Source organism: Nesterenkonia sp. CL21 (assembly GCF_031705515.1).
Lineage (GTDB): Bacteria > Actinomycetota > Actinomycetes > Actinomycetales > Micrococcaceae > Nesterenkonia > Nesterenkonia aethiopica.
This window is the reverse complement of sequence record NZ_JAUTWR010000001.1, coordinates 873628-888429: the sequence shown is the minus strand read 5'-3', so window position 1 is coordinate 888429 and position 14802 is coordinate 873628. Positions and strand designations below refer to the sequence as shown.

General features: G+C 65.2%; 16 protein-coding genes. 12 read left to right on the top strand and 4 right to left on the bottom strand.

Going from position 1 to position 14802, the window contains the following annotated elements:
- Nucleotides 1–307: 307 nt before the first annotated feature.
- The 5 genes from Q7C18_RS04010 (at nt 308) to Q7C18_RS03990 (ending at nt 4699) form a co-directional block, all read left to right on the top strand.
- Nucleotides 308–616, top strand: coding sequence for a DNA cytosine methyltransferase (locus Q7C18_RS04010; RefSeq protein WP_311024295.1), 309 nt, complete (start codon nt 308–310; stop codon nt 614–616).
- A 1053-nt stretch (nt 617–1669) separates the two neighbouring features.
- Complete coding sequence (locus Q7C18_RS04005) at nt 1670–2131, top strand: nuclear transport factor 2 family protein (RefSeq protein WP_311024294.1); 462 nt, start codon at nt 1670–1672, stop codon at nt 2129–2131.
- Between the two features lie 49 nt (nt 2132–2180).
- Nucleotides 2181–2693: a nuclear transport factor 2 family protein gene (locus tag Q7C18_RS04000; RefSeq protein ID WP_311024293.1), complete on the top strand. Its 513-nt coding sequence runs from the start codon at nt 2181–2183 to the stop codon at nt 2691–2693.
- 1 nt (nt 2694) lies between these two features.
- Nucleotides 2695–3759 (top strand): aldo/keto reductase, encoded by a 1065-nt coding sequence (locus Q7C18_RS03995; protein ID WP_311024292.1) that lies wholly within the window; start codon nt 2695–2697, stop codon nt 3757–3759.
- 172 nt (nt 3760–3931) lie between these two features.
- Nucleotides 3932–4699 (top strand): SDR family oxidoreductase, encoded by a 768-nt coding sequence (locus Q7C18_RS03990; RefSeq protein ID WP_311024291.1) that lies wholly within the window; start codon nt 3932–3934, stop codon nt 4697–4699.
- Between the two features lie 136 nt (nt 4700–4835).
- Here the strand turns inward: Q7C18_RS03990 and Q7C18_RS03985 are convergent, their stop codons facing one another.
- From Q7C18_RS03985 to Q7C18_RS03975, 3 genes are all read right to left on the bottom strand, one after another.
- The gene (locus Q7C18_RS03985) at nt 4836–5177 is read right to left on the bottom strand and encodes a cupin domain-containing protein (protein WP_311024290.1); all 342 of its coding nucleotides are present in this window, start codon (nt 5175–5177) and stop codon (nt 4836–4838) included.
- Nucleotides 5174–6079 carry a helix-turn-helix transcriptional regulator gene (locus Q7C18_RS03980; RefSeq protein WP_311024289.1) on the bottom strand — a complete coding sequence of 302 codons (906 nt, stop codon included), beginning with the start codon at nt 6077–6079 and terminating at the stop codon, nt 5174–5176. Before Q7C18_RS03980 ends, Q7C18_RS03985 begins: the two co-directional genes overlap by 4 nt.
- Before the next feature lie 70 nt (nt 6080–6149).
- Nucleotides 6150–7196 (bottom strand): NAD(P)-dependent alcohol dehydrogenase, encoded by a 1047-nt coding sequence (locus Q7C18_RS03975; RefSeq protein ID WP_311024288.1) that lies wholly within the window; start codon nt 7194–7196, stop codon nt 6150–6152.
- Nucleotides 7197–7391: 195 nt separating this feature from the next.
- On the opposite strand from Q7C18_RS03975, the gene Q7C18_RS03970 reads away from it, so the two are divergent.
- The 3 genes from Q7C18_RS03970 to Q7C18_RS03960 all read left to right on the top strand — a co-directional run bounded on the left by Q7C18_RS03970 (nt 7392) and on the right by Q7C18_RS03960 (nt 9876).
- Nucleotides 7392–8105 (top strand): NAD(P)-binding oxidoreductase, encoded by a 714-nt coding sequence (locus tag Q7C18_RS03970; RefSeq protein WP_311024287.1) that lies wholly within the window; start codon nt 7392–7394, stop codon nt 8103–8105.
- Between the two features lie 109 nt (nt 8106–8214).
- Entirely contained in the window at nt 8215–9156 is a 942-nt protein-coding gene (locus tag Q7C18_RS03965) for an alpha/beta hydrolase (protein ID WP_311024286.1), read from the top strand.
- Between the two features lie 33 nt (nt 9157–9189).
- Nucleotides 9190–9876 (top strand): SDR family NAD(P)-dependent oxidoreductase, encoded by a 687-nt coding sequence (locus Q7C18_RS03960; protein WP_311024285.1) that lies wholly within the window; start codon nt 9190–9192, stop codon nt 9874–9876.
- Between the two features lie 64 nt (nt 9877–9940).
- Here Q7C18_RS03960 and Q7C18_RS03955 read toward each other — a convergent pair whose 3' ends face one another.
- Nucleotides 9941–10678 carry an IclR family transcriptional regulator gene (locus Q7C18_RS03955; protein ID WP_311024284.1) on the bottom strand — a complete coding sequence of 246 codons (738 nt, stop codon included), beginning with the start codon at nt 10676–10678 and terminating at the stop codon, nt 9941–9943.
- A 118-nt stretch (nt 10679–10796) separates the two neighbouring features.
- On the opposite strand from Q7C18_RS03955, the gene Q7C18_RS03950 reads away from it, so the two are divergent.
- From Q7C18_RS03950 to Q7C18_RS03935, 4 genes are all read left to right on the top strand, one after another.
- Nucleotides 10797–11483, top strand: coding sequence for an SDR family NAD(P)-dependent oxidoreductase (locus Q7C18_RS03950; protein WP_311024283.1), 687 nt, complete (start codon nt 10797–10799; stop codon nt 11481–11483).
- Nucleotides 11484–11589: 106 nt separating this feature from the next.
- Nucleotides 11590–12810 carry an MFS transporter gene (locus tag Q7C18_RS03945; RefSeq protein WP_311024282.1) on the top strand — a complete coding sequence of 407 codons (1221 nt, stop codon included), beginning with the start codon at nt 11590–11592 and terminating at the stop codon, nt 12808–12810.
- A 41-nt stretch (nt 12811–12851) separates the two neighbouring features.
- A complete protein-coding gene (locus Q7C18_RS03940) occupies nt 12852–13751 on the top strand; it encodes an NADP-dependent oxidoreductase (protein ID WP_311024281.1) in 900 nt (299 codons plus the stop codon).
- Between the two features lie 108 nt (nt 13752–13859).
- Nucleotides 13860–14708: an AraC family transcriptional regulator gene (locus Q7C18_RS03935; RefSeq protein WP_311024280.1), complete on the top strand. Its 849-nt coding sequence runs from the start codon at nt 13860–13862 to the stop codon at nt 14706–14708.
- Nucleotides 14709–14802 lie beyond the last annotated feature (94 nt).

The window sequence follows — 14802 nt, the reverse complement described above, 5'->3', positions numbered from 1 at the left end:
ACGAGGTGAGCCGTCGGCATCTCGCATCTCGACGCGATCGATTCCCGCACTGTCAACTCAGGTTGACGCGGCGGGCCTCTCTTGAAAGACGTGTGGCGGCTCATGAGGCGGGAGACGAAAACCCGGGGGCGGCGAACCGGACGGAGCAGCGGCGGACTCGCGGGGCGGGATTACGTCGCTGTGCTGAGGATGGTCCGTTCGGCACACGGCGGGCAGTGGTGCACCTGGCAGGTGTTCAGCCCGGCAGGTCGGCGTTCGGGTGACGGGATGTCGACCGCCGGGTTCACGAAACCTGCGGAGCCACTTCATGTCCGACCGCCTTTCGAGCGCCCGACCACTTCGGATCGGGTCGCTGTTCTCCGGATACGGAGGTCTTGACCTCGCCGTCGAATTCGCGACCGGTGGTGAGACGGTCTGGTTCTCGGAGATCAACGACCCCGCCGCGCGCGTCTTCGCTCACCACTGGCCGGGCGTTCCGAACCTCGGCGACATCTCGACCATCGACTGGGCCACAGTTCCACCGATCGATGTGCTGATCGGTGGGTTCCCTTGCCAGGACGTATCGACTGTCGGCAAGGGCGCCGGCCTGATGCCGGGCACTCGCTCGGGTCTCTGATCCCACATGGCGGCAGCAATCGACGCGCTGCAACCCGAGCTCGTCGTCATCGAGAACGTCCGCGGCCTGCTCACTGCACCCGCAATCCGAGCCGTTCTGGAAGGAACAACCCCTAAAGAACGCAACCCCAACGACGCAACCGACTAGCGTGCAACAGCCGTTCGCAACCTGGAACCCGGCCCGTGGCTGCTGGGAGACGAGCCAACACGACCTCTTCGGGCGCACGGAGCCGTACTCGGCGATCTGGCCGACTTCCGGCGAACTGAGCCATGGATCGGTCTACCGGCGTCACTGGCCGGCGCACCGCATCACAGGTTCCGGATCTTCATCACCGCCCACCGCCAAGACACTGTTCCGGACGCCACTCGCTTCGGACTCCTTCCGCGGCGGCGAGACCCTGGATCAAGTACGGGCTCGCCGGGGCACGATCGCTCTGAGCCATCAAGTGATCGACCTCGCTCTCCACGGACCGCGTGGCTCACCGGCCAGTTGGAACGAGTCGGAGACGCTGTTCGCACTGATCGAGGACATCTTCACAGCTGGGGGCAATACGCCGACGCCATCGCCCGATGGGAACACATCACTAGACGACCCGCGCCCGCTCCCGCCATCCTGAACGAGGCAAGAGGCCCGCGGCCAGCGCCAGAGTTCGTGTAATAGCTGATGGGCCTCCCGCAATCCTGGGTCACCGACCCCGCCCACGGGCTGACTGTGAACCAGGCGAACGCCGCGCTAGGCAACGGCGTTCTTCCTCTCCAGGCACTCCTTGCCCTTGACGCGATGCAGGCGGACTCAGCGCCACACTGAGAGCAGTGTCGCCTGGTGCCCCGGGGACATCCTGTCTGGGCGACGAGAACCCGGCTTGCTGACCTCGATGGTCTTCTGGGCCTGAGGGGGTCAAACGTGCCCTGCCAGATTCGGGGTCCGATTCCTACCGTGGAGTGACGGGCTTCGACGTTACGGCATCGATTCCGGCGACATCTGCACCCACCAGCACAGTCGCCGCACGCTGTCGGAGTCGGCTCAGAGAGTCTCTGACAGGAGGATCGAACCATGATTTCGCGAGACGACCACAGGGAAGCGGAGCACCAGATCGCCCGTTTGATCTATACCTACTGCCAGCGCCTAGATGCCGCGGACTTCACTGGGGCTGCGGCTCTGTTCAAGAACGGGGTCTGGCATATCACCACGGAGACCACGTGCCGGGGAAGCATCGAGCATGAGACGTGGCTGCGAGAGAACTTGGTCGTACACGGCGACCGGCTGGGCACTATGCATCTAGTCACGAACGTCGTAGTCGATGTCGCTGACGATGGCCAGACCGCCACGAGTTTGTCCTACGTCGCGGTCTCACAGGTGACCGAGGATTTTCCGCTGCAACTCGTCTCTCAAGCCCGTTATCAGGATTCCTTCACGCTGGGCACGAACGGGTGGGAATTCACCGAACGACGGGTCCATTTCGACGGTGGCGGCGACTTGCATGCGCACCGACGGGATCTCGCACCCGCACGATAACCCCGACGCTCACAGCTGACGCTACCTCACGAACAGGAAGACACATCTCATGACGAAATCAAAGCTGACCGACGGACAGCGCTTGCAGCGACTGGAGGACATCGAGGAGATCAAGCAACTCAAAGCTCGCTATGCCGAAGCTCTCGACGACCGCTTCAACGGCGACAAGATCGCCGCGCTGTTCAGCGAGGACGGCCGCTGGCAGGTCGGCGAGGACCAACTCCCGATGCAAGGCCGTGAGGCAATCAAGGCGCACTGCGTGACCCTCGCCGGAAACATCTCGTGGTCGATCCACTACTTCATGCCGTCCGTCATCACGGTGGGCGAAGACGGTCAGACCGCTCAAGGCAGCTTCTACATCCTCGACTTCCAGACCCTCAAGAACGAGGACGGTGAGGACGAGGCGTATATGTTCGCCGGCACCTTCCGCGACCAGTTCCGCAAGGTCGACGGCGTCTGGTACTTCCAGGACATCGACGGCAAGATCGACGTGGTCACACCGTGGACGGAGAGCTGGGTGAACAACCCGTACATCCCGGACTTCTTCGCCAAGGGGGAATGACATGGAATACCGCTACCTTGGACGCTCCGGCTTGAAGGTATCGGCCATCACCTTCGGGGTGATGACCTTCGGTGGAACCGGATTCTTCGCCAAGGCCGGCACCACCGGTCTCGACGACGCCCGCCGCCTGCTGGACCTCGCGCTCGACCACGGCGTGAACATGATCGACACCGCCAATGTGTACTCGCACGGAGTCTCCGAGGAGATCCTCGGAGAAGCGCTCAGAGGCCGTCGCGACCGCACCCTGGTCGCGACGAAGGTACGCATGGGCATGGGCGATGGGCCCAACGATGCCGGCCTGTCGCGTAAGCACATCATCGACCAGTGCGAGGCGAGCCTGAGGAGGCTCGGCACCGACCACATCGACCTTTACCAGGTGCACGAGTGGGATGGCCAGACCCCGTTGGAAGAGACCATGGAGGCTCTGGACTCGCTCGTGGGCTCAGGCAAGGTCCGCTACATCGGCAGTTCGAACTTCGCCGGGTGGCAACTGTCCAAGGCGCTTGGTGTCTCCGAGCGGCACGGCTACCAGCGGTTCATCTCTCAGCAGATCCACTACACCCTGCAAGCACGGGAAGCGGAGTACGAACTGCTCCCGATTGCCGAGGACTCCGGCGTCGGCGTGACGGTGTGGAGCCCCCTCGCGGCGGGCCTGCTCTCCGGCAAGTACCGGCGTGGACAGGATGCCCCGGAGGGTTCACGCCAGCTCACCGGTTGGGGCGAGCCTCCAGTGCGTGACGTGGACGCCCTCTACGACATCGTTGACGAGCTCGCCGCCATCGGTGATGCCCGCGGGGTCTCCGCTGCGCAAGTGTCGCTCGCATGGCTGCTCGGCCGTCCAGGCATCTCATCGCTGATCGTTGGTGCCCGCACCGAACAGCAGCTCACCGACAATCTCGCCGCGGCCGAACTCGTCCTCACCGATGAGGAACGGGCGCGGTTGGACGCCGTCTCGGCGCCGCCGCTCCTCTACCCGTACTGGCACCACGCGAAGTCCGCGTCGGACCGTCTCGGCCCACACGACATCGTCGCTAACGAAGCGCTGAGCCGGCCAGGCGGTCACTGACGACTTCGAGGCCCGGCCAGGAAAGCACATCGACGTGCCGAACTGACCGGGTTCGAGCCTCCCATCTGGCAACCGCCAGATGCTTCACGAAAATATGAACAATGCGCGGATCTCGTTCTGCGCACCATCATTCGGCGTTCACGCACAACGACGTGTCCGGGAATGGAGAAACATGATGTCGGATCGATTGAAAGGGAAGACGGCCGTCGTCACGGGTGCCGGCTCAGGAATGGGCCGCGTCATCGCGCAGCTGTTCGCCTCGGAGGGTGCGCAGATCGCAGTCCTCGATGTGTCCGAAGACAGCATGCGGGAGACGGTCTCGCTGATAGAGGCCGACGGTGGAGTCGCTCGCGCATACCAAGCGGACATCTCGAATGCCGCCTCCGTCGAGCATGTCAGACAGCAGATCGTCGCGGACTTCGGGCAGGTGACCACGCTCATCAACAACGCCGGGATCTTCGATAACAACAGTTCGTTGACCGAAACCGACGAAGCCGTCTGGGACCGTGTGATCGCAGTGGACCTCAAAGGCATCTTCTTGATGTGCAAGGCATTCATGCCCCACCTCCAGGACGCCCACAATGCGACTATTGTCAACACTGCTTCCATCGCCGGTCTCGTCGCCAATGGGGGCGGCATCGCCTATACGGCTGCCAAGCACGGCGTGATCGGGGTCACCAAGTCCATCGCGGCTGACTATGGCCCCGCTGTCCGAGTCAATGCCGTCTGCCCCGGGCTCGTGCGTACGCCCCAAACCGAGTACATCTGGGCTGACGGGTTCGGGGCTGAGTCCAAGGTCGCGTTCCTCGCGACGACCCCGGCGAAGCGGCACGCGGAATGTGAGGAGATCGCCCGAGCTGTGCTGTTCCTCGCGTCCGCCGACTCCTCGTTCGTCTATGGGCACTCTCTGCTCGTCGACGGCGGCTGGACCGTCTCGTAATCCGTGACCGGCGGTGATGGCAGGCATCACCTCCGGTTGCCGGCCATCGCTGCCTGTTCAGCGACCGTCAGAGGAGGTCGTAGCGGCCGTCCAAGGCGGCGACGTTACGCGGCCCGACCACCAGGGGCGATGCCGGTCATTCCAGCCAGTCGATGATGACCTCGTCGTTGGCGTAGATGTCCACGGCCTCGTAGGGGCCCAGCGTTCGGAACGTGTGCGGTGTCTGGGCGGGAACGACGATGACCTGGCCGGCTCGTCCGATCAGTTCTTCATCGCCGATGGTGAAGCGTGCACTGCCGCGCTGGATGACGAACGTCTCCGGGTAGGGATGCTGGTGTAGACGCGGACCGTACCCGGCTTCTTGCGTGCTGACCATCACTATGCAGATATCGGCACGGTAGGAGCCAAGGTCGAACTCTTCATCCCAGTGCTCACCGTCGGTGCGTCCGTCGGCACGATCGATCACGTGCCCGGTCATCGATCCTCCTTCGGCGCGACTGCGGCCCGCTTTCGGGCATCATTATCCGCGTCGTTGTCGAGGTGCTGACTCGCGGCCCAGCTCGCCAGCACAGAGAGCTTTTCCGCACTCGGGCTGCCGGGGTCGGCACTGTACGTCGTGATCGAGATCCCGTGCTCGCCCGGAAGTTCGAGCACATCGTATGCCGCTTCGATGGCGCCGACGGCGGGATGATGGAAGGTCTTGCGACCGGTGCGGTGCTCATGGACGTCGCTGGCAGCCCAGTGGGAACGGAACACCGGGCTGCGGGTAGAGAGCTCACCGATCAGGGCGGTCAGCTGTGCGTTGAGCGGGTCGCGCCCCGCCTCGTAGCGGAGCATCGCCGCGGTCAGGCTGCACGCGAGATCCCAGTCGTCGTAGAAGGCCGGGGCGCGGGAGTCGAGGAAGATGAACCGCGCCATGTTCGGCCGTTCCGCGTCGAACAGGGGCGCGAACATCGCCCGCCCCAGCAGGTTCGCCCCGAGAATGTCCTGAGTGACCCCGTAGACGAGTGCCGGCACGTTCATCCCGTCGAGCACTCGCTGCACCGATGCAGGTATCTTCCTCTTCGTGTCCGTCACGGCCGGCAGTTTTGGGGTCTCGCCGGGTTCGCGGAACAGGTCAAACAGGTGGGCGCGCTCGACATCATCGAGGCGCAGGGCGTCGGCGATCGCGGCGAGCACGCTGGCCGAGGCGGTGCGGAGTTTCCCTCGTTCGAGCTTCGTGTAGTAATCCGTGCTCACGCCGGCAAGCACCGCGACCTCCTCGCGGCGCAGACCGGGTACGCGCCGGTCCTCGCCGCCGGCGGGCAGACCGACCTCGGCCGGGGTGATGCCGGCCCTGCGGCTGATGAGGAACTCGCGAACCTCGTCTTTCCTGCTCATGGTTACTCCAGAATACGCGGTGGGTGCGGGCACGGGCCGGCTGAAACAGCCGGTCCGTGGCTCGCGTGGGTCAGGCCAGGGTGCTGGTGTCGATGACGAAGCGGTAGCGCACATCGGAGGACACGACCCGCTCGTAGGCCTCGTTGATCTGATCGGCACCGATCAGCTCGGTCTCGGGCAGGATGTGGTGCTCCGCGCAGAAGTCGAGCATCTCCTGAGTGACCTTGATACCGCCGTTGGCGGAGCCGGCAATCGAGCGACGGTGTGCCAGGAGGGCCATTGCGTCGACCTGGACAGGTTCCGTGGGGGCGCCCAGCAGCACCAAAGTGCCGTTAACGGCAAGCAGGCCCACGTAGTCGTTGTAGTCGATGCCGTCCGAGACGGTGCTCAGGATCAGGTCGAACTCGCTGTCGAGCTTCTGGAAAGTCTCGGGAACGGAAGTGGCGTAGTAATGGTCCGCGCCGAACCTGAGGCCGTCCTCCTGCTTGGCGAGCGTCCGGGAAAGCACTGTCACCTCGGCGCCGAGGGCGTGGGCGAGCTTCACGCCGACGTGACCGAGGCCGCCCATGCCGATGATCGCGACCTTCGTGCCGGGCCCGGCGTTCCAGTGCCTCAGCGGCGAGAACAGCGTCACGCCCGCGCACAGCAGCGGAGCGACCTGCTCGATCGGCAGCGACTCGGGTACGCGGAGCACGAAGCGCTCATGAACCACGGTGGCCTGGGAGTAGCCGCCCTGGGTGATCGTCCCATCGACATCGACGCCGCCGTAGGTCTGGATGTTGCCTCGCAGGCAATAGACCTCTTCGCCCTTGGCGCACTGCTCACACTCGCCGCAGGAACCGGACTCGCAGCCGACGCCGACGCGGTCACCGACCTGATGCGTGGTGACCTCTGAACCGATAGCGGCGACGTGGCCGACGATCTCGTGGCCGACGACCTGAGGGTAGTCGATCTGCCCCCATTCACCGCGCACGGTGTGGATGTCGGAGTGACAGATGCCGGCGTAGTCGATGGTGATGAGCACGTCGTGCGGTCCGAGGTCGCGCCGCTCAATGGTCAACGGCTCCAGCGGATCGGTCGCGGACACGGCACCGTAGGCGTTCACGGTGGTCGGCATGGGTGTTCTCCTTCGTTCGTGGCTGTTCGGGCGCACGGTCTACCGGTGCCCTGTATCCAGTATCGAGACGCCTCGGCCGGTGCGGGAGGGTCGACTCTGCCCCCTCACAGGGGGGCATGACCTGCCCTCCCACATAGGCGGCTGCACGAGCAGAGTGGAAAGTGAAGCAGTCACCGAAGAGGAAGACGAATCAACATGCAAGCATTCATCATCGGAGCCGCCGGCGGCATCGGCACCCGCCTGTCCGCCGCTCTCGCGAGGGCAGGAGACCAGGTGACGGGAATGTTCCGCAACCCCGAACACCAGGGACGCGTCGAGGAATCCGGTGCGACACCGGTGCTGGGCGATCTCGTCGCCGACACCGTTGACCAGCTGGCGGAGAAGATGACCGGACACGACGCCGTCGTGTTCGCCGCCGGAGCGCACGGTACCGGTAGGGATCAGACCACCCTCATCGACGGTAAGGGCGTCGAGAAGGCCGCCCAGGCCGCCGAGCAAGCCGGGGTGCGGCAGTTCGTGCTCGTCTCCGCCTTCCCCGAAGCTGCCGCAAGCACCGAAGGCATCAGCGATGGCTACGCGCACTACCTCGCGACGAAGAAAGCCGCTGAGGCGTTCCTCGTTCGCACGAACCTTGACTGGATCATCGTCCGCCCCGGTCACCTCCTCGACGAACCCGGTGACGGCCGAGTCACGGCCGGCCTCGCCCTCATCTCCACAGAAGACGGAGGGTCGTCTGCTGGAGGGCAGCCAGTGGAGAAGAACGTGCCCCGCGACGACGTGGCCGCCTTCATCGTCGCGGCCCTGCACGAGGACGCTCTGGCCCGCACCATCGTCGAGCTCACCGATGGCCCGACCACGGCAGCCGAGGCGGCTACTGCCGTCGCGGCCTCGGTCGGACCGCGCCGTTGAGGCACCGAGGCCCCTCGACTCTGCTGACGATCACGAGACAAGGAGAAGCATCATGACCCACACAGACGATTACACGTTCGCCCTCGCAGGCGGCGTCACCCGCACCCCGGTGCGCTACCGCAACCGGTACGGCATCGAGATCGCTGGAGACCTCTACGCCCCGGAGAACGCGGCCGGGAAGCTCCCCGCCCTGGCGGTGAGCGGCCCGTTCGGCGCAGTCAAGGAGCAGTCATCGGGCCTGTACGCGAACGAGCTCGCCCGCCGCGGCTTCATCGCTGTCGCGTTCGATCCCTCGTTCACCGGTGAGAGCGGCGGACAGGTGCGCGACGTGGCCTCCCCGGACATCTTCACCGAGGATTTCAGCGCCACCGTCGACTTCCTCGGTCTCCAGGAGAATGTCGATCGCGACCGGATCGGGCTGCAGGCGATCTGCGGGCTCAGCGGCATGGCGATCACCGCCGCCACCTCCGACAGCCGGATCAAGGCAGTGGCAACCGCGTCGATGTACGACATGTCGCGCAGCATCTCGTGCAGCCACGAGGACAGTTACACCCCTGAGAACCGGCGGACCGTGATCGACTACTACAGTCAGCAGCGCTGGACCGACGCGGAGAACGGCAGCTACGCCCGCGGGTTCCACGAGGTTCCCCTCGATGCGGACGGCGAAGTCGTCACCGGCGATCGCATCTTGCCCGAGACGCTGCCCGAGGGCGCGGACGCGGTCACATCGAGCTTCTTCGACTACTACCGCACCGAACGCGGCTACCACCCGCGCTCGATCAACTCGAACACCGCGTGGACGGCCACCACCCCGGCCTCGTTCTTCGCGTTCCCGCTCATGGCACGCCTGGACGAGATCATCGCCCCGGTGCTCATGATCTCCGGCGATCAGGCTCACTCGCTGTACTACTCCCAGGACGTCCACGGCGAGGCACCGGGCAAGACCGAGCTGGTCGTCGTGCCTGGTGCGGACCACGTCGACCTGTACGACAAGAAGGACCTGATTCCCTTCGACCAGATCGAGCAGTTCTTTCGCAAGAGCTTCGGCTGAGACCGTCTGCAACACACTCCAGGAGAGGAAGAGATGACCCGCATCGTGCTCATCACGGGCGCCAACCGAGGCATCGGACGTGAACTCGCCGCGCAGCTGGCACACTCCGGAGACACTGTGCTGCTCGGTTCCCGTGATCTGGAAGCCGGTGCTCAGGCCGCTGTTGAGATCGATGGCGAAGTGCATCTGGTGCAGATCGACATCACTGACGACGCGAGCGTAGAGGCTGCCGCTTCAGCTATCGAAGCCAGTCACGGGCGTCTCGATGTCCTCGTCAACAATGCCGCCGGCATCTTCGACCGTCATCAGTGGGCGCACAACGCCGATCTGACGATCGTCGCGCAAGCGCTCGACCTGAATCTCATCGGCGCCTGGCGGGTGACGCTGGCGATGCTGCCGCTTCTACGTCGGAGCGAAAGCGCGCGAATCGTCAACGTGTCCAGCGAGTCCGGGTCATTGGAGCGGATGGGAGGCGGAATCCCCGCTTACCGTGCCTCGAAGGCCGCGCTCAATGCGTTCACCCGCACGCTGGCCTCCGAGCTCGCCGACGATGGGATCACCGTCCACTCGGTATCTCCGGGTTGGACGGCGACCGAGTTCGGCGGGCCCAAAGGGCGTCCGGTGCCCGATGGGGCGGCGAGCGTGAGGCATGTCGTGGACCTTCCAGCCCGCGCCGGAACAGGAGGTTTCTACCAGGATGAAGCCCGCCTGCCCTGGTGAGGTCGAGATCCTGGTATCGGCCGCAGCAGAATCGCGCTGAACGCCAGACGTGTATGCCTGCGCGTCACAGCCACTCTTGGTTCGCAGGCCGGACCGCGTCGAGCTCTTGGCGGATCTTCTCGCCGATCTTGATCAGGCGGGCTTTGGGCAGCCGGCTGGTTGGACCGGCGACGGCGATCGCCGACCGCAGGGTGACAGCCACCGCGACACAGGAGATGCCCGCATTCTGGCTGTCCAGGTCAAGGGCGAACCCCAGCTTGGCCGCCTCGACGATCTCGCGCGCGTGCAGATTCCAGGCATCCGGATCATCGCCCCGCACGGTTTCGGCGAGTTCGGGATCGGTGGCGAGCAACGCGTGTCCGAGGGCCTCGACGACGAGCGGCTTACGCTCGCCGGGCCGCACGGCCAAGTGCAGGGGCTTATTCGAGAGCACCGCATCGACGCAGAGGTAGTCCATGCCGGAGACCAGGCCGAGGAAGGTCGATTCGCCCGAGGCTTGGCTCACCGCCTGCAAGACGGGGCGCAGACGCAAGCGCAGCGCTCGTTCGGCCTCGGCATCGAGGCGCTGGAGCCTGTTGACCTTCCCCGTCAGCCGGTAGGCGGCCCCCTTCCGGTCCTGCGCGATGTATCCAAGGGCTTCGAGTGATGCCAGCAGGTTGTGTGCGGTACTGCGGTTGAGGCCAGCGCCATCGGCAAGCTCGCTGAGCTTCGCCCCCTCGGGTTGCACAGCAATGCGTTCGAGCAGATCGAAGGCTCGCTGTACGGACTGCACGACACGCACGTTCTTCTCACCATGTTCCACGATGTTGAACTATAGCAGATTTCTGTTTGACATCGTGAACATACGGGATCGAAAGTGGATGCAGGAGCCGCGACCGGCTCCGCCCATCGACCCTCAAGTAAGGAAGAGATACCCAGGTATGGCACGCATCGTTCTCATCACCGGCGCGAACCGCGGCATCGGCCGCGAGCTCGCCGCTCAGCTCGCCGCCGACGGCGACACCGTTCTGCTCACTGCCCGCGACGAGCAGAAGGCGATCCAGGCAGCATCAGAGATCGGCGGCGACGTCCACGCGATCCAGCTCGACACTTCCGACCAGGCCAGCATCGACGCCGCAGCGTCGAAGGTCGAGACGGAGTACGGCCGTGTCGACGTGCTCGTCAACAATGTCGGTGGTCTCTTCGGCTACGACCAGCAGCCCTCGACCGTCAGCCTCGACAAGCTGCAGGAGGTGCTGGACATCAACCTGTTCAGCAAGTGGCGCACGACCCAGGCATTCCTGCCGCTGGTGCGCAAGTCGGAGGCCGGACGCATCGTCAACGTCTCCAGCGAGGCCGGCTCGATCGCCCGCGTCGGCCCGTACACGGCGGCGTACAGCGCGTCGAAGGCGGCACTGAACTCGTTCACCGCGTCACTGGCGGCAGAGCTCAAGGACGAGGGCATCACCGTCAACGCCGCCTCGCCGGGCTGGACCGCCACCGACCTCGGTGGCGAGGGTGGCCGCCCCGTTCCCGAGGGCGCGGCCTCCATCAAGCACGTCGTGAACCTGCCTGCCGATGCGGGCACCGGCGGCTTCTACCAGGACGAGGAAGTCGTTCCCTGGTAAGACCCCCATCCGCAGGGTCAGGGCCGCGACCGCGGTCCTGACCCTGCCGCTTTTCATCAGGCGTACTCCTCCGCACCGCCTGCCGGAACTCTCAACTCGGAGCATCATGACTGACACTTCACCTTCGCGCCCCGGCTCGATGCGGATCGGCTCGGCCTCCCGGCGGCTGGTGCCGGTGTGGTGGCTGGTGCTCATGGCTTCCCCGGTCGCTGCGGCCAACAACGCGACCGTGCTGATCCTCGACGACATCGGGGCGACCCTGGACACGACCGCCCCCAGTGCGGCCTGGCTGGCGACGGTATTCGGTCTGGTCCTCGCCGTCGCTACACCGTTGCAGTCGGCGCTGATGCGCCATCGGGGCCAGCGCACCGTCCTGTTCACCAGCGGCATCCTCGTCGCCGCAGGCACGCTCATCGTGCTGCTCTCGCCGTGGCTGCCGTTGGCGATAAGTGGCCGCGCCCTCCAGGCCGCCGGAGGTGCGGGGCTGAACGTACTCGCCATCGCCCTCGCCGGCAGTGCGCGCAGGGTCGGGGCGATCAGCGCGGGCATGGGGCTGTTCGGGGCGGTCAGCCCGCTGCTGGGCACTCAGCTCGCGTCTACGGTGTCCTGGCGGCTGGCGTTGTCGATGCTCGCGGTCACGCTCATCGCGGTGCCTTTCGTGAACCGTTACCTGACCCGCGGCACCGTCAGCCAGGATCGCTTCGACGCGTGGGGCGCGTTGCTCGTGGTCGTGCTCTCCTCCAGCGTGGTGCTGTTCACCATCAACCCGGCCGCAGCGATCATCGCCGCCCTCGCCGCGCTCCTCCTGCTCATCTGGCAGGTCCGTCGCCGCCCCGACGGGTATGTACCGGCCGCGACGATCACTTCCGGCAAGTTCCTCACTGCCGCAGGCCTGACGCTGGCGCTGTCGACCGGGTACTTCACCCTGCTGTTCGTCATCCCGCAACTGCTCGTCGCCCGCGCAGACTGGACCAAAGACGGGGCCGCGTCAGGGCAACTCATCGCGATGGTCTGCGCCTCAGCCGCGACCCTCGGCTTCACCGCCGTGGCCGCCCGCTTCACGCGCATCCAGGTCCGATCCGTTCTCGTGACTGCCGGTGCCATCGCGGTCCTCGCCGCGATCTTCGCCCACGCCCCCGCGCTCCTGCTGATAGGGATCTTCCTGGCCCTGTTCGCTGCGACCTCCGCCAACGCGACCCAGGTCGCCGCCGCGACCAGCGCCGTCCCCGACAAGGAAAGACCAACCGCGATCGGCCTGTTCACGCTGCTCTATCTCCTCGGCGGCGCGATCGGCCCGGCCCTGGCCTCCGTGCTCGTGCTCACCTGAAGCAATTCTGTCCTGATCCGGTCATCGAAAGGAATCCCGCCATGAAAGCAGCAGCCATCTCCCGCACCGGCCCCGCTGATGTCCTCACCTACACCGACCTGGACATACCCGACCTCGGACCAGATGAGATCCGCGTTAAGACCGCCTATGCGGCGGTCAACCCTGTCGACGTGTGGACCCGTATGGGCGTCACCGGTATCGACCTCCCGTTCCCTTGCATCCTCGGTTGGGATGTCGCGGGCACCCTTGAGGCCGCCGGTGCGGACGTGACGCAGTTCCGCGTCGGCGAGCCCGTGATGGGCATGGTCAAGCAGATGGCCCGCTTGACCGGCACCTACGCGGAGTACATCACTGCACCGGCCGAACTGTTCGCTCGTGTGCCAGCCGGGCTCAACCTCGATACCGCCGCCGCGGCACCGCTGACCGGCCTCACCGCCTCGCAACTCGTGGACAAGGCCAGACTCGACAGTGACTCGAACGTTCTCGTCACGGGGGCGGCCGGCGCAGTCGGACGGATCGTCGTCCAGCTCCTCATCCAGCACGGTCACCGGGTCTCGGGAATAGCCCGCGCCTCCGATGCAGACGACCTCACCGCGCTCGGCATCGCCGCCGCATACTCCTCACCGGACGATGCTTCCGCGCAGGCCTTCGACGCTGTCCTCGACACGGCGGGACTGCCCGAGACGATCAGGAATGTGCGTGACGGGGGCCAGTTCATCTCGATCACTGACAACGAGCAGCCCGAGCCCGAGCGCGGGATCGAGCCGGGCAAGAACTACGTCGAGGAAAGCGGCACCCAGCTGGCAGTCGTCGCACAGCAGCTGGCGAACGGGGAACTGTCGTTGCCGCTTCACCGCATCTACCCGCTCTCGGACGCCTCTGCCGCACACAAAGCCTTCGAGCAGGGTGGCGTGCGCGGCAAGATCTTGTTGGCTCCGTGAGGAGAGTACGGAAGCCGCTGGGATGAGACCGACTGAGATGCAGACGCTTGGATGGGAGAGTCCTATCAGCCGCTGATAGCGCGAACACGAGTCGTTCGACGTCCCATAATGCCGGTCGCCTACAACTGCGTGCAGGTGATCGTCGTCCGTGATGGGTCGGCGATCGTATCCAGCGCGTTCGGAGAGCGACCAGTCGGCATCGGCGACGTGCTGCTGCTCGGCTCGAACGTGCTCTGCGGGGGCGAACCCGAACGCGAGGTCGAGCTCACCCTCATCTGTCTGGATGTCGAGTTTGCCCTCGACCAATTCTTCTGGCAATACGCTCATCTGCTGCGTGACAGGTCCGAGGCCCGAGGCTTCGCCGACTCGGTGTACAGCGATCTCGCCCAGGTTCTCCGAATCGGTGAGGATCGCACTCTCTCGTTGTTGCCTCTGCTCGATGAGTTGGTCAGCCTCAGCATGACGGGCGGTTTCGTCGCGCACTTCCACCGGATGCAAGCGCTTTGGTTCTACGTAGCAGATGTGCTGGCGCCGTTCGTCGAGGCCTCTCCGGTTCGCTCCTCCTCTGGGCAACGTGAAGGGGAGCGCGATCCCCGGCCGCGCTTCGTACCCGTGCGGCGGGAAGTACGGCAGGTAGCCGATCTGTTGCGCGATTCACCTGAGCGGCCGTGGAAGCTGGACGAGCTCGCACGAGCCACGCACCTATCGGTCTCGCAACTCTGCAAGCTCTTCACTGATACGCATGCGATGACGCCGCTCGCGTATCAAACGACGCTACGAATCGAACGCCTCGCGGCTCTCCTCCGCGACACTGACCTTCCCATTGAGAAGGCGATCCACCGCGTCGGATGGAAAAGCCACAGCCACGCCGCTCGCCTGTTCCGGACTCGCACCGGTACGACTCCTGCCCAGTACCGACAGCGTCATCGTCGACAGAACACGGTCCGAGAAAAGTGATGCGATCTTCCGACTGATCAGCGCGATCTTCTCGTGATCGAGCCGGATCCTCCATAGCAGCCAAAGCGACTGTTACACCGGAGGGTCCACAACG

Coding starts and splice junctions, on each gene's coding strand:
- Q7C18_RS04010 (WP_311024295.1), top strand. CDS start 308: ATGTCCGACCGCCTTTCGAGCGCCCGACCACTTCGGATCGGGTCGCTG.
- Q7C18_RS04005 (WP_311024294.1), top strand. CDS start 1,670: ATGATTTCGCGAGACGACCACAGGGAAGCGGAGCACCAGATCGCCCGT.
- Q7C18_RS04000 (WP_311024293.1), top strand. CDS start 2,181: ATGACGAAATCAAAGCTGACCGACGGACAGCGCTTGCAGCGACTGGAG.
- Q7C18_RS03995 (WP_311024292.1), top strand. CDS start 2,695: ATGGAATACCGCTACCTTGGACGCTCCGGCTTGAAGGTATCGGCCATC.
- Q7C18_RS03990 (WP_311024291.1), top strand. CDS start 3,932: ATGATGTCGGATCGATTGAAAGGGAAGACGGCCGTCGTCACGGGTGCC.
- Q7C18_RS03985 (WP_311024290.1), bottom strand. CDS start 5,177: ATGACCGGGCACGTGATCGATCGTGCCGACGGACGCACCGACGGTGAG.
- Q7C18_RS03980 (WP_311024289.1), bottom strand. CDS start 6,079: ATGAGCAGGAAAGACGAGGTTCGCGAGTTCCTCATCAGCCGCAGGGCC.
- Q7C18_RS03975 (WP_311024288.1), bottom strand. CDS start 7,196: ATGCCGACCACCGTGAACGCCTACGGTGCCGTGTCCGCGACCGATCCG.
- Q7C18_RS03970 (WP_311024287.1), top strand. CDS start 7,392: ATGCAAGCATTCATCATCGGAGCCGCCGGCGGCATCGGCACCCGCCTG.
- Q7C18_RS03960 (WP_311024285.1), top strand. CDS start 9,190: ATGACCCGCATCGTGCTCATCACGGGCGCCAACCGAGGCATCGGACGT.
- Q7C18_RS03950 (WP_311024283.1), top strand. CDS start 10,797: ATGGCACGCATCGTTCTCATCACCGGCGCGAACCGCGGCATCGGCCGC.
- Q7C18_RS03945 (WP_311024282.1), top strand. CDS start 11,590: ATGACTGACACTTCACCTTCGCGCCCCGGCTCGATGCGGATCGGCTCG.
- Q7C18_RS03940 (WP_311024281.1), top strand. CDS start 12,852: ATGAAAGCAGCAGCCATCTCCCGCACCGGCCCCGCTGATGTCCTCACC.
- Q7C18_RS03935 (WP_311024280.1), top strand. CDS start 13,860: ATGCCGGTCGCCTACAACTGCGTGCAGGTGATCGTCGTCCGTGATGGG.